12 protein-coding genes are annotated in these 15,528 nt (G+C 66.4%); 8 read left to right on the top strand and 4 right to left on the bottom strand.

Annotation, left to right across the window (positions count from 1 at the left end; all coding sequences use genetic code 11):
* Positions 1-115: 115 nt before the first annotated feature.
* Complete coding sequence (locus tag J0A90_RS06915; protein WP_207032979.1) at positions 116-1,804, bottom strand: methyl-accepting chemotaxis protein; 1,689 nt, start codon at positions 1,802-1,804, stop codon at positions 116-118.
* Between the two features lie 88 nt (positions 1,805-1,892).
* The gene (locus tag J0A90_RS06910) at positions 1,893-2,762 is read right to left on the bottom strand and encodes an ion transporter (protein ID WP_207032977.1); all 870 of its coding nucleotides are present in this window, start codon (positions 2,760-2,762) and stop codon (positions 1,893-1,895) included.
* Positions 2,763-2,976: 214 nt separating this feature from the next.
* On the opposite strand from J0A90_RS06910, the gene J0A90_RS06905 reads away from it, so the two are divergent.
* A complete protein-coding gene (locus J0A90_RS06905) occupies positions 2,977-3,540 on the top strand; it encodes a heme NO-binding domain-containing protein (RefSeq protein WP_207032976.1) in 564 nt (187 codons plus the stop codon).
* A complete protein-coding gene (locus J0A90_RS06900) occupies positions 3,537-5,465 on the top strand; it encodes a GGDEF domain-containing phosphodiesterase (protein ID WP_207032975.1) in 1,929 nt (642 codons plus the stop codon). The genes J0A90_RS06905 and J0A90_RS06900 overlap by 4 nt, the downstream gene beginning before the upstream one ends.
* An 87-nt stretch (positions 5,466-5,552) precedes the next feature.
* Here J0A90_RS06900 and J0A90_RS06895 read toward each other — a convergent pair whose 3' ends face one another.
* Positions 5,553-6,413, bottom strand: a complete 861-nt coding sequence (locus J0A90_RS06895) for an inorganic triphosphatase (RefSeq protein WP_207032974.1) — start codon at positions 6,411-6,413, stop codon at positions 5,553-5,555.
* Between the two features lie 128 nt (positions 6,414-6,541).
* On the opposite strand from J0A90_RS06895, the gene J0A90_RS06890 reads away from it, so the two are divergent.
* The 6 genes from J0A90_RS06890 (at position 6,542) to glrR (ending at position 14,447) form a co-directional block, all read left to right on the top strand.
* Positions 6,542-7,222 carry a TIGR00153 family protein gene (locus tag J0A90_RS06890; RefSeq protein ID WP_207032973.1) on the top strand — a complete coding sequence of 227 codons (681 nt, stop codon included), beginning with the start codon at positions 6,542-6,544 and terminating at the stop codon, positions 7,220-7,222.
* A gap of 53 nt (positions 7,223-7,275) precedes the next feature.
* Entirely contained in the window at positions 7,276-8,544 is a 1,269-nt protein-coding gene (locus tag J0A90_RS06885; RefSeq protein WP_207032972.1) for an inorganic phosphate transporter, read from the top strand.
* A gap of 107 nt (positions 8,545-8,651) precedes the next feature.
* On the top strand, positions 8,652-9,962 hold the full coding sequence (argA, locus tag J0A90_RS06880) for an amino-acid N-acetyltransferase (protein WP_035471346.1): 1,311 nt from the start codon (positions 8,652-8,654) through the stop codon (positions 9,960-9,962).
* A 920-nt stretch (positions 9,963-10,882) separates the two neighbouring features.
* Positions 10,883-12,379, top strand: a complete 1,497-nt coding sequence (locus J0A90_RS06875) for a HAMP domain-containing sensor histidine kinase (RefSeq protein WP_207032971.1) — start codon at positions 10,883-10,885, stop codon at positions 12,377-12,379.
* Positions 12,376-12,912 carry a hypothetical protein gene (locus tag J0A90_RS06870; RefSeq protein WP_233076569.1) on the top strand — a complete coding sequence of 179 codons (537 nt, stop codon included), beginning with the start codon at positions 12,376-12,378 and terminating at the stop codon, positions 12,910-12,912. The genes J0A90_RS06875 and J0A90_RS06870 overlap by 4 nt, the downstream gene beginning before the upstream one ends.
* A 155-nt stretch (positions 12,913-13,067) precedes the next feature.
* Positions 13,068-14,447, top strand: a complete 1,380-nt coding sequence (gene glrR / locus J0A90_RS06865) for a two-component system response regulator GlrR (protein ID WP_207033667.1) — start codon at positions 13,068-13,070, stop codon at positions 14,445-14,447.
* A gap of 105 nt (positions 14,448-14,552) precedes the next feature.
* Here the strand turns inward: glrR and J0A90_RS06860 are convergent, their stop codons facing one another.
* Positions 14,553-15,497, bottom strand: a complete 945-nt coding sequence (locus tag J0A90_RS06860; protein ID WP_207032969.1) for a LysR family transcriptional regulator — start codon at positions 15,495-15,497, stop codon at positions 14,553-14,555.
* Positions 15,498-15,528: the final 31 nt, after the last annotated feature.

The raw sequence follows: 15,528 nt of genomic DNA, 5'->3' as shown, positions 1-15,528 counted from the left end.
TTCTCGTTCGCGATCGCCGTCCACGATTGCCGGTCACGACTGCCGGTCACGACCGCCGGCTATCGCTGTGCCGGTTGCCGCGGCCGATCAAGGCACCCCGGCCCGCTAAACGAGCCTATACCGAGAGCGCTTCCAGGCGGCGTCCGCCCGCTCGGCGTGCCGCCGGGCGCTCATCGGCGCTAGGGTCATTGGCCGGGGTTCGGGACGCCATTCCGATATCGCCATCGGTACCGGTCTCCCGCTCGGATAGGGTGTCCGTGGCCTCAGCGGCGCCGAGTCGGAACGCCTCGACGCTATCACGCTGACGCTCGGCGCGGGCTTCGATATCCCGGGTGGCGTCGAGGGTCTGCGCTGCCAGCTCGACGTTGCGTTGGGTCGCCGAGTCGATCTCGGCGATGGCCTGGTCGATCTGAGCGATGCCCTCGTGCTGCTGCTGGCAGGCGCTGGTGATGCTGTCGAGCAGCTGGCTCATCTGGCGGCTGGAGTCGACCGCTGTCTCCAGCGCCTGACCGGCCTGAGTGAGCACCTCGGCACCTTGCTGGACCTGCTGGTGGGTGCCTTCGATCTGCTCGCGGATGGTCTGCGCCGCCTCGGCGGAGCGCGAGGCGAGATTCTTAACCTCGGCGGCGACCACCGCAAAGCCGCGGCCGTGGCTGCCGGCACGTGCGGCTTCCACCGAGGCGTTGAGCGCCAGCATGCTGGTTTGGTAGGCGAGCGAATCGATCATCGCGATCACTTCCAGCGATGACTGGGAGCGTGCCTGGGCGGCTTCCATCTCGCTCACCGCGGTGGCCATTTGCTGGCCGCTGTGCTCGAGCTGCTGGCGGCTCTCCTCGGCCAGATGACGACCACGCTCGGTATGCTCGGCGGTATGCCCGATGGAGGCGGTGATCTGCTCCATGCTCGCCGAGGTTTCCTGCAGCGCCTGAGCCTGCTGCTGGCTCTCGTCATTGAGCGCATGGCTGGCCTGCGACAGCCGGCCAGCGTCATCGCGCAGGGCGCTGCTCTCATGCTGCAGCTGGGCGACCAGTGCCGCCAGCGACGCCTGCATCGTCGCTACGCCCTGCTTGAGCTGGCGCATCTCGAGCATGCCACTGGCGGCCAGTTGCTGCGCCAGGTCGCCAGAGGCGATGCCGGTCAGATGCCTGCGCACCCGACTCAGCGGGGTCAGCAGGTGGCGATTGACGCTATGGAAGGCCAGCGCCAGCAGCAGCAGGGTGACGCCGCCGGCGATGGCCAGTCCCAGCGTCATGATCTCGACGTTGCGCTGCATGGTGGTGACACCATGGGTGGCGTTGGTGGCACCGACTTCGGTCAGCGTGTCCAGCGCCTGGTCGAGATCGGTGGTGAGCGCGTTGGTCTTTTTGACGCTCTGCTGGTAGGCCGCCAGGTTCCAGCTCTTGAGCGCTGCGAAACCGGGCTGGATACCGTCGTCGATCAGCTTCTGGAAGTGTGCCTTGAGCGCCACGTCCTCGGCCTCGCTCGTGGCCAGGGTGTCGAGGGTCTGGCGGGCGCGGGCCAGGGTCTCCTCGGCCTTGGCCCAGGTCGCCTTGGCGGCCTTGACCTTGAGCCGGTTGTAGTCGGTCTGGTAGCTGTCGAGCAGCACCCGGGTCTGCATCAGATCGGCATAGAGCGCGCGCGCCGTGCCCAGACGCTCGACGTTGATATGGTAGACGGAGGCGAAAGCTGCCTGCGCCTGTTTCATGGCGAGATAGCTGCCGCCGCCGATCAGCCCGATCAGCAGAGCGAAGATCGCAAGCAGGGTGATCAGCCCGCTGCGGAGGGTAAGGCGAAAGGGTTTCATGACAGGCTCCTGAGGCAAGCGTCGATGCCCGGAAGAGTCTGTGCAATGATTGTCACAAAACGATGACAAACGGTAACATGTGGCGGTTTCAGCCGTCCGCGGATGTCTCCGGCGTCGGTGCATTGGGATCCTCGCTCTCCTCGTCGAGCCAGGTACCGCACAGGCGGCAGTAGCGTGAATCGCGCTCGTGGCCCTCGTGGCCGCAGCCGGGGCAGGCCTCTTCGGAGTAGCGCTCCTCGCGGATCGAGCGAATCACCTCGGCCGAGAAGACGCCGGTAGGGACCGCGAGGATCGAGTAGCCCAGCACCATCATGAAGGCGGAGATGAACTGACCGACCGGCGTGACCGGGGCGATGTCGCCGTAGCCCACGGTGGTCAGGGTGACGATGGCCCAGTACATCGAGCGTGGCATGCTGGTGAAGCCGGCTTCCGGCGGCTCGATCATGTAGATCAGGGCGCCGAAGATGGTGATGATCAGCAGTACCGTGATCAGAAACAGCAGGATCTTGCGCTGGCTGCGACGCAGCGCCTGCATCAGCATGCGCCCTTCGCCGACGAACTCCATCAGCCGCAGCACCCGGAACACCCGCAGCACGCGCAGGATGCGCAGCACCAGCAGCGACTGGGCCCCGGGCAGGAACAGGCTGAGCCAGGTGGGCAGAATGGCGATCAGGTCGAGCACGCCGTAGAAGCTTTTCAGATAGCGCAGCGGCCGCTCCAGACAGTAGAGCCGCAGCACCAGTTCGAAGGTGAAGATCAGGGTGAAGATCCACTCGGCCAGCAGGAACCACTCGCCGTAGTGCTGATGCAGGTGGGGTACGCTATCCACAAAGACCACCACCACGCTGAGCAGGATCAGCGTGATCAGCGCAATGTCGAAGGCCTTGCCCGCACGGGTATCCGATTCGAAGATGATCTGAAACAACTGCTTGCGAAAATTGGATTCCCCAGACTGCATGATGGGCAGGCCTTGTGCATGGATGGAGTGGGGCCCAGGCGCTGGGACCTTGTGCGCCGGCTAGCGTTAAACTTCGGCGAACCGTGGCCGATAATCCCGGATATCACGGCTTGCGCCGACTGGCGATGCCACTGTGCCGGGCATGGATTGCTGCGGCTGCCAGTCGAACTCGAAATCAGTGTAACCGTGTCCTCTATTTCAGGCAGCCTCGTTCATGATTGGATTGATTCAACGGGTACTGATCGACCATATCGAAGCCACGCAGGGCGAAGCGGCGATGCGCCAGCTCGCTGCTGCTGCCGGTGTCGAGGAGCCCGGGCGCCGCATCGACACCGACTATGACGATGCCGAGTGTCTGCGCCTGTTCGAGGCCGCCGGCCAGGTGTTGGGACTCGATCGGGAGGCGCTGATGGCGCTGTATGCCGATATCTTCGTCAAGTGGACGCTGGTGCACTACCCCATGTTCTTCCAGATGGCTGACTCGGCCCAGGCGTTCCTGGCCCGCCAACCTGCCATCCACGCTTCCATGGGGGCCGGCATCCGCGATGCCCAGCTGCGTGCGCGGGTCAACGACAAGTTCCGTATCGTCGAGCAGCGTGCCGGCCGTCTGGTGGTGGAGTACCGCTCGGACAACGGCCTCTGCGGCCTCTATCGGTCGCTTTTCCAGCGCCTGCTCGATCACTATGAAGAGCGTGGCCTGTGTGAGGAGGCGTGCTGTATGCACCGTGGCGATACCTGCTGCCGCTTCGTGATGCACTTCGAAGAGCGCCCGGCATGAGCGCGTCGTCTGAGCAGGAACCGCAGTGGCGCGATGTACTGGTCGCCCAGATCGACGCCATCGGCAATCAGCTGTGCCAGGCGGTCGACGGCACCTTCGATTTCTACGTCCATACCGACAGTGACGAGATCGCGATTCAGAAGCTGGCCCAGCTCAACAACTTCACCCTCGATGCGGTGCGCCGCACCATCGGCGAGCTGGAACAGACCCGACGCGAGCTCGAGATGCGGGTCGAGGAGCGTACTCAGCGCCTCAATCTGATCCTGAGTGCGACCAACGACGGCGTGTGGGAGTGGGAGATCGATTCGGGGTACGTCACCTTGTCGCCGCGCTGGTCCAGAATGCTGGGTCAGGACGCCGTCGAGATTCGTCAGCCCCTGGAGAGCTGGCTGGCACTGATTCATCCTTCCGATCGCTCGGCGGTGGAGCGCGCCTTCTACCGCCATCTCGACGGGCTCAGCGACGCGGTCGATATCGAGTATCGCTTGCGCAACTCGCGTGGTGCCTGGCGCATGATGCTGTGCCGTGGGCTGTGTCAGCGTGACGATCAGGGCCGCGCGCTGCGCATGGCCGGGACGCTGAGCGACACCACCGAGCAGCGTCTGACCGATCCGCTCACTGGCCTGCCCAACGGCGCCTATCTCGAGCTGCTGATGCAGGAGAGACTGCACGCTCTGCCGCGTCCGCCGCTGTCGCTGGTCAAGTTCCAGCTGCTCAATGTGGCCCAACTGTTCGACGGCGTGAGTGTCGAACACGCCATCGCCGCACTGCGAGATCTGGTACAGCGGCTGCGCCGGCGCTTGCCTGCCAGGGTCGCGTTGACCGCGCTACCCGAGCACACCTTTGCCATGGTGTTGGAGCTCGACGCCGTGGCCGAACTCGACCGCGTGCTCGAACCGGTCGAGGCGCTGCTGGCCGAGCCGGTGGAGATAGAGGGCCGGCTGGTGTGGCTGTCACACGTCAGCGGGGTGGCGATCGTCAACCTGCACGAGGCCGCCAGTGCCGACGAGTGGCGCCGCCAGGCGCGTCTGGCGCTGGCCAGCGCACGTCAGTCGGATGTCGGCACGCGCTGCTACTACAGCGAGTCGCTGCGTCAGTGGGAGCAGCACCAGGGGCGCGCCGAGCAGATGATCCGCGGCGCGCTGGCCAATCGCGGGGTACGCTGTTTCCTGCAGCCGATCGTCGATATCGTCGCCGGCACGGCGCGCGGCTTCGAGGCGCTGATGCGTCTGGAGGACCCGGTAGAGGGGCTGGTCAATCCGGGCGCTTTCGTCGAGGTGGCGGAGCGCACCGGGCTGATCGCCCCGCTGTGGGAGATGCTGATGGATCAGGCGCTGCCGGTGCTCAAGGACCCGGGCATGCGCGAACGCTTCGGCGAGACCTTCCTGATCAGCATCAACCTTTCGCCGCGCCAACTGATGGACCCGGGGCTGCTCGAGCTGATGCTGGCCGCCTGCGCGCGCCACGGTGTGGCGCAGTCGCGGCTGCAGGTCGAGGTGACCGAGAGTGCGGTGCTCAGCGATCCAGTGCGCGCCTCACGCATGCTCGAACGCATGCGCGAATCGGGTATTCAGGTGGCGATGGATGACTTCGGCAGCGGTTATTCGTCGCTGGCGCAGCTCACCTCGCTGCCGTTGGATACGGTCAAGATCGACCGCAGCCTGGTGCTCGACGTGAATACGCTGCCACGCAAGCAGCATGTGCTGGCGGCGGTGGTGGCGCTGTGTCAGCGCCTCGAGCACGGCGTGGTGGTGGAAGGGGTCGAGGACTGGGAGACGGTGACGCTGCTGCGCCAGTGGGGCGTGCACGATATCCAGGGCTTCTTCTACGCCCGGCCGATGCCGATGGCGCAGTTGATCAAGCAGTTCGAGCTGCCACTGCCGCTGGTACCTTCCGACGACCCGCCGGCGGTGGCAACGCGCTGAGACGCGGCGCTGGCACGCTTCTCTTTTATTTCACACGCCATCTTTGCCTTCACAGGCCGCCTGTGCCTTCACGCGCCAGGTGAACTTTCACCGGCTGCGTAACGTCAGCCACGCCGTGCTCTCCCACGGCATCTCGCCGCCGCTCAGGGGCGCCGACAGGGCTGCCAGTGCCGGGTGTGAGCTCTGGGTGGCGAGGGCGGCCAGGCGCGTCTGGGCGCAGCGCAGCCAGGCCGGGTCGCCGCTGTCCTGCCACACGTCCAGCGCCTCGATCAGCGTATCCAGGCTCGCCTCGGGCGCGTGTGCCGGCGGCCGCGGCCAGCCGTGGCGTAGGGCCCCGGCGCGGCTCGCCTTGCTGTGATTGGCGGGGCGTGCAGCGAGCGGCGTGCCACCGGCACCTACCGGCTGGCACAGCGTGTCCGCCAGCCGCCACAGCGCCTCGGGCGGCCCCGCCTTCAGCTCCAGCTCCAGCTCGCGGATCGGCAGAGTCGCGCCATCGGCGTGGATCTCGCCCTGATCGAGGGCAATCTCGATCTCAGCCTCGCCCTCGCGGTAGCGCCAGGTGCGGCGCTCGAAGTCGGTGGTGAAGGCCGGGCGCAGCTGCGTCAGATCGACCCCGGCCAGGGCAGGATGCTCGAGCTCGCGCAGCCCGGTCTCGTCGAGCCCCGCGGCGTTGCAGACGCGCTCGTCGAGCGACCACTCCCATTCGCCGCGGCTCGACAGGCCACCGTGGCTGGCGGCGGCGCTCTTGAGCGTCTGCACGCGCTTATCGCCGATCCGGCGTACGCGCAGGGCGACCCGGGCGGCTTCCAGGGCGCCGTCCGGGGTATCGTAGTAGCAGTTGCCGAGCGTATTCGTGGCCGAGGCCAGCGTCGAGAGCAGCGGATGCGCCGCCAGCGCTGCCGGCGCGGACTCGGCGAGCGCCAGTTTGAGTTCGATTTCGTCGCTCATGTGCGCTCCCGCATGGGTCTGAAGGTACAAAGCGTAAGCCTGCGTGTCGCGTTCATGAATTTTTCATGACGCCCCGAGACGCAATCATTATACTGGCGCCGCCACTTCCAACGCATCCAGGCCACGTTATGGTGAGTACCAATCCGTTCTCGGCGCTGTTTGGACGTTCGCCGTTCCAGCCGCTGTTGGCCCACATCGTCAAGACCAGCGAATGCGCCGGTCAGCTTCTGCCGTTCTTCGACGCGGCGCTCAGCGGCGATTGGGAAGCGGCGCGGGGCTACCGCGAGGCGATCACCCAGCTCGAGCACGAGGCGGACGAGCTCAAGACCCAACTGCGGCTCAACCTGCCCAACACCATGTTCCTGCCGGTATCGCGTTCGGATCTGCTCGAACTGATCAGCGTGCAGGACAAGATCGCCAACAAGGCGCGCGATATCACCGGCATCATGCTCGGCCGCAACATGAATATCCCCGACCTGCTGGCCGAGCCGATGCGCGACTACCTGCGCACGGCGGTGGCCACGGTGGACCAGGCGCGCAAGGCGCTGGAGGAGCTCGAGGACCTGCTCGAGTCCGGGTTCGGCCGCAACGTCTCCGACGTGATGCAAAATCTCATCCGCGAACTGCACGAGCTCGAGCACCAGGCCGACGACCAGCAGATCGCGATCCGTCGCCAGCTGTTCCAGCTCGAAGCCGAGCTGCCCCCGGTCGACGTCATCTTCCTCTACAAGATCATCGAATGGATCGGCGAACTGTCCGACCGCGCCGAGCGCGTGGGTAGCCGCCTGCAGATTCTGACGGCCCGCTGATCGCGGGTCTTCTTTTTACGCCTTCGTCACGCCACTCATAGCGAACTGAGCCTATGTCCATCATTGCGCAATACGGTGATGTCTTCATCATTCTCGCCTGTGTCTTCGGCTTCTTCATGGCCTGGGGGGTCGGCGCCAACGACGTCGCCAATGCCATGGGGACCTCGGTCGGTTCCAAGGCGATCACGATTCGGCAGGCCATCGTCATTGCGGTGATCTTCGAGTTCCTGGGCGCCTGGCTTGCCGGTGGCCAGGTCACCGAGACCATCCGCAAGGGCATCATCGACGCCAGCCTGCTGCAGCAAGACCCGCAGATGCTGGTCTACGGCATGCTCGCCTCGCTGCTGGCGGCGGGATCTTGGTTGATGATCGCGTCACTCAAGGGCTGGCCGGTCTCCACCACCCATTCGATCGTCGGCGCCATCGTCGGCTTCGCCATCGCCGGGCTGGGCGTGGATTCGGTGCACTGGAACGCAGTCGGCACCATCGCCCTGAGCTGGGTCACCTCACCGCTGATCGCCGGGGTGTTCGCCTATGTGCTGTTCCGCTCGGTGCAGGTGCTGATCTTCGACAACCCCGACCCGTTCGCTGCGGCCAAGCGCTACGTGCCTGGCTATATCTTCCTGGTCGGTTTCATCGTCTCGATGGTGACCCTGGTCAAAGGGCTCTCGCATGTCGGGCTCGAACTGAGCTTCGGCCAGAGCCTGCTGCTGGCCACCGCCTTCGGCGTGGTGATCATGATGTTCGGGCTGCTGCTCGAAAACCGCATCAACCGCGGCGAGCGGCGCTCGCGCGGGCAGTACGACTTCTCCAGCGTCGAGCGCATCTTCGGCGTGCTGATGATGTTCACCGCCTGCGCCATGGCCTTCGCCCACGGCTCCAACGACGTCGCCAACGCGGTCGGCCCGCTGGCCGCGGTGATCAGCGTGGTCGAGAGCGCCGGCAGCGTCGGCGGGTCGTCGGCGATGCCGTGGTGGGTCCTGGTGCTGGGCGGCGGCGGTATCGTGGTCGGCCTGGTCACCTATGGCCACAAGGTGATCGCCACGGTGGGTACCGGGATCACCGAACTCACCCCGAGCCGGGGCTTTGCCGCCACGCTCTCCGCCGCTTCCACCGTGGTGCTGGCCTCGGGGACCGGGCTGCCGATCTCGACCACGCACACGCTGGTCGGCGCGGTGCTCGGGGTCGGTCTGGCCCGCGGTATGGCAGCGCTCAACCTGCGTGTGCTTGGCTCGATCGTGCTCTCGTGGCTGATCACGCTGCCCGCCGGGGCGCTGCTGTCGATCATGTTCTTTTTCATGTTCAAGGGCATGTTCGGCTAGCGCTGGCACGAAAACTGGCTTTACCCGCGCCGACGCGCGGGCACGACGCTCTGGTATAGTGATGGCTCGATCCCCCGAGCCAACCCACTTGCCGGAGCGTCTCTCCATTGGATTCGCGTTTCCCCTTCGTCGACTGGTTCCGTAACTCGTCCCCCTATATCAATGCCCACCGTGGCAAGACGTTCGTCATCCTGATCGAAGGCGCGGCGATGGCGTCCTCGCGCTGGGACCAACTGCTGCAGGATCTGGCGCTGCTGCACACCCTGGGGGTGCGCCTGGTGCTGGTCTATGGCATCCGCCCGCAGGTGAGCGCAGCGCTGGAGGCCGAGGGCATCGAGGTGGAGCGGGTCGAGGGGCGCTGGGTGGCCCACCGCGGCATCATGGACCATGTCGAGCGGATCGCCGCGCGCCAGCGCCTGGACATCGAAGCGCATCTCTCGCTGGGGCTGCCCAACACGCCGCTGCACGGGGTCGAGCTCACCGCGGTCTCGGGCAATCTGGTCACCGCCAAGCCGCTGGGCGTGCGCGGTGGCATCGACTTCGACCACAGCGGCGAGGTGCGGCGGGTGCGCAGCCAGGCGATCGAGAGCCTGCTCGCCGGCGGTAATCTAGTGATCCTGCCGCCGCTGGGCTACTCGCGTACCGGCGAGGTGTTCGATCTCGACGCCGCCGATATCGCCCAGCACGTGGCCGTGGCGCTGAAGGCCGACAAGCTGATTCTGCTCGGCGAGTCGGCCGGGCTGCATGACGACGACGGCCGGCTGCAGCGCCAGCTCGGACCCGCCCAGGGCGAGAGCCTGCGCCAGCAGGCCGACCCCGGCAGCGAGCTGTGGCGCCATCTCGGTGCCGCCTGCGAGGCGGCGCGCCACGGCGTGGCGCGTACCCACCTGCTCTCCTGGCATGATCACGACGCCCTGCTGGGTGAGCTCTTCACCCGTGACGGTGTGGGCACGATGATCACCCAGAACCGCTACGAGCAGCTGCGCCAGGCGGTGCTCGACGACGTTGGCGGGCTGCTGGCGCTGCTCAAGCCGCTGGAGGCGCGGGGCATGCTGGTGGCGCGGACCCGCGAGCGGCTCGAGCACGAGATCGACGACTACGTGGTGATCGAACGCGACGGCATGATCATCGGCTGCGCCGCGCTGCACCGCTTTCCCGACGCGGCGATGGGGGAGCTTGCGTGTCTTGCCGTGCACACCGACTACCGCCGCGGCAGCCGCGGCGACACCCTGCTCAGCGAGGTCGAGCGCCGCGCCCGGCGCCACGGCTTCACCCAGCTCTTCGCCCTGACGACCCACACCACGCACTGGTTTTTCGAGCGTGGCTTCGAACTCTCCACCACCGAGTCGCTGCCGAGCCTCAAGCGCGAGGCCTACAATCAGGCGCGACGCTCCAAGGTGCTGCTGAAGTCGCTATAGACACTGCCCGAGTGGCTACAGGCGTCGTGAGTCGCTACAGGCGTCGTTGTAGTCGCTGGAAAGAGACACCTTTCAGCCCCGGTTCCGGCCGGGGATGTCTCTTTTTTGAGACTTCATATCCTATTGATAAAGCTGAGTTTTAGGTAAATCTTCAGAAAAGCGTCGGCTATCGGCGACGTTTTTCCTTGCCCATCTGCATGATTTTCGCCGCCGGCCGTCCCCGGGCCGTACCCTGGTCATGTGTGCCAATAATAAGTATTTGATTTTCAATAAAAAATAAAAAACTGGCACGCCCCTGGCAATATCATTTACCGAGAGCGACGAGACGAGTCTTCCGAGCTTGTCTCATCGAGTCTCGCCGCGGCCCATCATCACCCTGTGCCGGGCCCGGTGAACTCGAGAGCGTCCGCTCCACGCGATGTGTGACTTAGGTTGCGATGAGACGGGTGCGGCCTGCGGGCAAGGAAATGCACCATTAGGGCAAGGATGCCCCGGCAAGGATGCCTTCCCCCTCCTGCGAGGGGACCCATGATGACCGGCCGCTACGGCGACCGGTTCAGGACTGGGACAGGCGGTTCGCCGCCACGCGCCACGACAGCCCCTGATTGGCCAATGTCGTGATTGCGGTTCCAGGGGCCTCGCGGCCCGCGGTACGCCTTCGAACAGCTGATTCAGGCAGTTTTTCAAGGGCGTTCCAGTAACCCTTCAGTTCCCTGCGTACCTTGGGCCGGCTCTGCCGGCCCTCTTTTTTTGCGGCTGTTGGGTTCTATGCAGCTACTAGATTTTTCACGGCTGCCAGCAGTTTGCGGCCGGTAAGGCCGCGGCGGGGCGCCTGCGTCGCCGCATGGGCATTCAATAAAAATGTTATCCTTGCGGAACGATCCATGACTCGAATGGGCCTCCTGCACAGAGCCACGCTTATGACTTCCGAGCTCTCCCGGCGCTGGCGCCCGCGCTCACTGATGCAACTGGTACTGCTGGCGTTTCTCTTCGTCATGCTGCCGATCGCCATCCTCATGTTCCAGGCCGGCCAGGCGCTGTCCCAACTCTCCTCGCTGGCCGACCAGAGCGCGCGTCAGGCGGTGGAGGAAACCCGCCGTGCGCGCATGCTCAGCTCGCTGGCGCTGCAGATGGAGCGCAGCGCGCGCCAGTACGCGGTGATCGAAGAAGAAGGGCTGCGCGATATCTACAACGAGAAGTCGCGCCAGTTCGGTGAACTGCTGTCCCAGCACCGGGCGCTGATGGGTGACAACCCCGATTTCCAGTCGCTGGCGGCGCGCTATGCCCAGCTCGCGGTGCTGCCGCAGATGCCCAGCGACGATATGAATGCCTTCCTCGATCGCTTCTCCGGCTTCGCCAGCGAGTCCGATGCCGTGCGCGAGGCGACCAACACCCTGATCGACGAGCGCATCGCCAATATCCGCGAGCAGGCCAATGCGGTGAAAGCGCGGCTGTGGATGCAGTCGGCGGCGCTGGTCTCCGCCAGCCTGATGCTGATGCTGTTCTTCACCTGGCTGATCACGCGCCCCATCCGCCAGCTCGAACAGCGTATCTTCGGGCTCGGCAGCGGTGAGCCGGAGACCACGCCGGTGCGTATTCAGGGCCCGGCGGAGCTGGTCCAGCTGGGTGAGCGCCTGACCTGGCTGGCCCAGCGGCTCTCCGAGCTGGAGGCCCAGAAACAACAGTTCCTGCGCCACATGTCGCACGAGCTCAAGACCCCGCTGGCGAGTATCCGCGAGGGCACCGCGCTACTCTCCGACGGGGTCGCCGGTGAGCTCAACGAGCGTCAGGACGAGATCGTCGGGCTGATCGACGACAACGGCCAGGAGCTGCAGCGCCTGATCGAGCAACTGCTCGACTACAATCTGCTGCAGAACAGCCGCTGCGTGACGGTGACCCACTTCGATCTCGCCACGGTGATCCAGGAGGTGCTGGCCAAGCACCGCCTGGCGCTGGACAGCAAGGGAATGCAGGTGACCAGCCCGCACCACCCGCTGGTCTGGCAGGCCGACCGCGAGCGCACCGCGCGCATTCTCGACAACCTGATCTCCAACGCCATCGCCTACGGCGAGGATGGCGGCCGCCTGACCATCCGCCTGGCCCAGCAGCGCGACTGGCTGACACTCGACGTGGCCAACAGCGGCGAACCGATCGCCGAGGCCGACCGCGAGCATCTGTTCAAGGCGTTCTACCAGGGCAGCGCGCGGCGCAAGGGGCCGCTCAAGGGCTCGGGGATCGGGCTCTCGATCGCCGCCGACTGCGCGCGCCTGCAGCAGGGCGATCTGGCCCTGGTGGCGGATACCGAACTACCGGTCTGCTTTCGGCTGACCCTGCCCTGGGTCGAGCCGGCAGCCGACGATAACGAGGCCAGCGGCCCCGCGGGCACGCTGACCCATGACGCAAGGACGACGACATGAACATGCGAATGAAGGGCGTGCTGGCACTTGCCGCGCTGGCCCTGCTCAGCGGCTGCCAGTCGCTGGCCGAAACCGACGCGCCGCCCCCGGGCTGCGGCGAGCTACCCACCTTTGCCGACAACGTCTGCCTGCTCGATTCGTGGGTCGCCTTCGGGCTCGATGCCCAGCGCGGCGATACCGAGTGGCGCCAGATGATGCTCGAGCGGCTGGACGGCTCGCGCGCAGATCAGAAGGCCGCGCGCGCGGTGGTACTGGCGTGGGATGCCCCCCAGGACTGGCGCCGGGCCTCGGACCTCTACAAGGCCAGTATCAGTAGTGCACCGACGCGCCTGCAGCCGCTCTTGCAGCAGTGGCTCAACGATCTGGAGAAGCGCCGCCAGCTCTATGCCCAGCGCGCCGGCAGCAGCGGGGGCGGCAGCGCCAACCAGGCGCTCCAGCGCGAGAACGAAGCGCTGAAACAGCAGCTCAAGGAGATGTCGGACAAGCTCGACGCGCTCACCGACATCGAAAGAACGATCAACTCACGCGACTGAGCCATCGGCTCGCGCGGCGGCTCAGACCCCGCGCGGTCCCGTCACACCGAACGTGACCGGTCTGTCTTGATGACAGGCCGCGCGATGGCAGGAGGAGTCCATTCATGTCTTTGCAAACCGACGTCACCAAGCGCCGCCCGACGCGCACGCCCGCCATGCAGCCGGGGCGCTCGACCAGCACCGCGCACATCCTGCTGGTCGACGACGACCCCAGCCTGCTCAAGCTGCTGGGCATGCGCCTGGAGAGCCGTGGCTTTCGTGTCACCACCGCCGAGAGTGGCCGCGCCGCGCTCAGCCACCTGGCCGACGACACCCCGGATCTGGTGCTCTCCGATCTGCGCATGGACGAGATGGATGGGCTGGCGCTGTTCCATGAACTGCAGCGCCGGGTGCCCGGCATGCCGGTGATCATTCTCACCGCTCATGGCTCGATCCCCGATGCGGTGAGCGCCACCCAGCAGGGGGTGTTCAGCTTCCTGACCAAGCCGGTCGACCGCGACGAGCTGTTCGCCGCCATCGACGAAGCGCTGGCGCAGACGCCGACCACCCGCGGCGAGGGCGGCGAGATGTGGCGCTCCCAGATCATCACCCGCAGCCCGCAGATGGAGCGCATCCTGGAGCAGGCCTACATGGTCGCCGCCTCCGATGTCAGCGTGCTGGTGACCGGCCCCAGCGGGACCGGCAAGGAGCTGCTGGCCAATGCCATGCACCAGGCCAGCCCGCGTGCCGACAAGCCGTTCGTGGCGATCAACTGCGGCGCGCTGCCGGAGCAGCTGCTCGAGAGCGAGCTGTTCGGCCACGCCCGCGGCGCCTTCACCGGCGCGGTCAGCCAGCACGAGGGGCTGTTCCTGGCCGCCGACGGCGGCACCCTGTTCCTCGACGAGATCGGCGACATGCCGCTGACTCTGCAGGTCAAGCTGCTGCGTGCGCTGCAGGAGCGCCAGATCCGCCCGCTGGGCAGCACCAAGTCGGTGCCGATCGACGTGCGCATCATCTCGGCGACCCACCGCGATCTCGACCGCGCCATGCACGAAGGCGACTTCCGCGAGGATCTCTACTACCGCCTCAACGTGGTCAATCTCAAGCTGCCGCCGCTCAAGGAGCGCGCCGAGGACATCCCGCTGCTGGCCAAGCATATGGTGGCCCAGGTCGCCGCCCGGCATAAATCGTTCGTCAAGGGCTTCTCGCCGGAGGCGCTCAACCTGCTCGCCTCCAGCGCCTGGCCCGGCAACGTGCGCCAGCTGGTCAACGTGGTCGAGCAGTGCGTGGCGCTGACCAGCACGCCGATGATTCCTGAAGCGCTGGTCTCCCAGGCGCTGGCGGCGGAGGAGAACGCGCTGCCCTCGTTCAGCGAAGCGCGCGCCGGCTTCGAGCGCAGCTATCTGATCAAGGTGCTCAAGATCACCGAAGGCAATGTCACCCAGGCGGCGCGTATCGCCGGGCGCAACCGCACCGACTTCTACAAGCTGCTGGCCCGCCACGAACTCGACCCCGGCGCCTTCAAGCCCAGCGCGATGCCCGACACCACGAGCTGAGCGTATCCGGCGCCGGCGGTGTTAGCCGCCGGCGTCTCTTGATGTGTCACACTATGTCTCTCTACGCCTCTCGCTTTGCGCCTCTCGCTTTACGACCCTCACACGCTAAACACCGCTCTCCGGCCCAATCGACGTTTCCTGCTGCCCCGAGCCAGCTTGCACCAGATCCGCGAGGCGCTGACGTAGCCAGCGCTGTAGCGGGTGGGTGGTGGTGCGCTCGTGCCACAGCAGGGCCATGTCGAAGCCGGGCACGATCAGCGGTGGCGCCAGCCGCTGCAGTTGTTCGCCTCGCCCGACTGTGACCCGCGAGGGCACCAGGGCGAGCAGCTCGCTGCGCGCGACGATCTCCGGCACGACCAGAAACCCCGGCGCCGAGAGCGCCACGCGGCGGCGCCGGCCGACCGCTGCCAGGGCGTCGTCCACCGGCCCGCGGAAGCCACCACCCTGGGGCGAGACGATGACGTGCGCCAGCGCGCAGAAGGTGTCGAGATCGAGCGACCCGCTCACCTCGGGGTGCCCGGCGCGGGCGATGGCCACGTAGTGCTCGTGGTAGAGCCTGCGCATGCGCAGGGTCTCCGGGGCCATCTCTGGCATCGTCAGCGCCAGGTCGACCTCGCCGCGGGCCATCTGCGCCGCCAGCGCGGTATGGTCCAGCGTGCGCCAGGCGATCGTCAGCCCCGGGGCCTCTTGGCTCAGCGCCAGGGCCAGCGGCAGCAGCACCGCGTACTGCACATAGTCGCTGGCGGCGAGGGTCACCGTGGCGCGGGCGGTGGCCGGGTCGAAGGGGCTGGTGCTGGCCACCACCTGGCGCACGCTCTCGAGCGCGGCGTGCAGCGGCGCCTGCAGCTCCAGCGCGCGCTGGGTCGGGATCATGCCGCGCGGGGCGGGCAGCAGCAGCGGGTCGCCCAGCAGTTCACGCAGCCGGTTCAGGCGAGTGGAGATCGCCGGTTGGCTGAGATGCAGGCGCTGGGCGGCGCGGCTGACGTTACGCTCCGCCAGCAGGGTGTCGAGGGTCACCAGCAGATTGAGGTCCAACCGCTCGATATCCATTGAGTTTATACCTGGCCATAAAATATCCGAT

The organism is Salinicola sp. DM10 (assembly GCF_017306975.2).
In the GTDB taxonomy this organism is placed as follows: domain Bacteria; phylum Pseudomonadota; class Gammaproteobacteria; order Pseudomonadales; family Halomonadaceae; genus Salinicola.
The sequence above is the reverse complement of the archived record's forward strand: the minus strand, read 5'-3'. Positions and strand labels throughout refer to the sequence as shown.

Excerpts from the sequence above, each read along its gene's own strand:
- J0A90_RS06915 (WP_207032979.1), bottom strand. The coding sequence starts at position 1,804 with ATGAAACCCTTTCGCCTTACCCTCCGCAGCGGGCTGATCACCCTGCTT.
- J0A90_RS06910 (WP_207032977.1), bottom strand. The coding sequence starts at position 2,762 with ATGCAGTCTGGGGAATCCAATTTTCGCAAGCAGTTGTTTCAGATCATC.
- J0A90_RS06905 (WP_207032976.1), top strand. The coding sequence starts at position 2,977 with ATGATTGGATTGATTCAACGGGTACTGATCGACCATATCGAAGCCACG.
- J0A90_RS06900 (WP_207032975.1), top strand. The coding sequence starts at position 3,537 with ATGAGCGCGTCGTCTGAGCAGGAACCGCAGTGGCGCGATGTACTGGTC.
- J0A90_RS06895 (WP_207032974.1), bottom strand. The coding sequence starts at position 6,413 with ATGAGCGACGAAATCGAACTCAAACTGGCGCTCGCCGAGTCCGCGCCG.
- J0A90_RS06890 (WP_207032973.1), top strand. The coding sequence starts at position 6,542 with ATGGTGAGTACCAATCCGTTCTCGGCGCTGTTTGGACGTTCGCCGTTC.
- J0A90_RS06885 (WP_207032972.1), top strand. The coding sequence starts at position 7,276 with ATGTCCATCATTGCGCAATACGGTGATGTCTTCATCATTCTCGCCTGT.
- J0A90_RS06875 (WP_207032971.1), top strand. The coding sequence starts at position 10,883 with ATGACTTCCGAGCTCTCCCGGCGCTGGCGCCCGCGCTCACTGATGCAA.
- J0A90_RS06870 (WP_233076569.1), top strand. The coding sequence starts at position 12,376 with ATGAACATGCGAATGAAGGGCGTGCTGGCACTTGCCGCGCTGGCCCTG.
- glrR (WP_207033667.1), top strand. The coding sequence starts at position 13,068 with ATGCAGCCGGGGCGCTCGACCAGCACCGCGCACATCCTGCTGGTCGAC.
- J0A90_RS06860 (WP_207032969.1), bottom strand. The coding sequence starts at position 15,497 with ATGGATATCGAGCGGTTGGACCTCAATCTGCTGGTGACCCTCGACACC.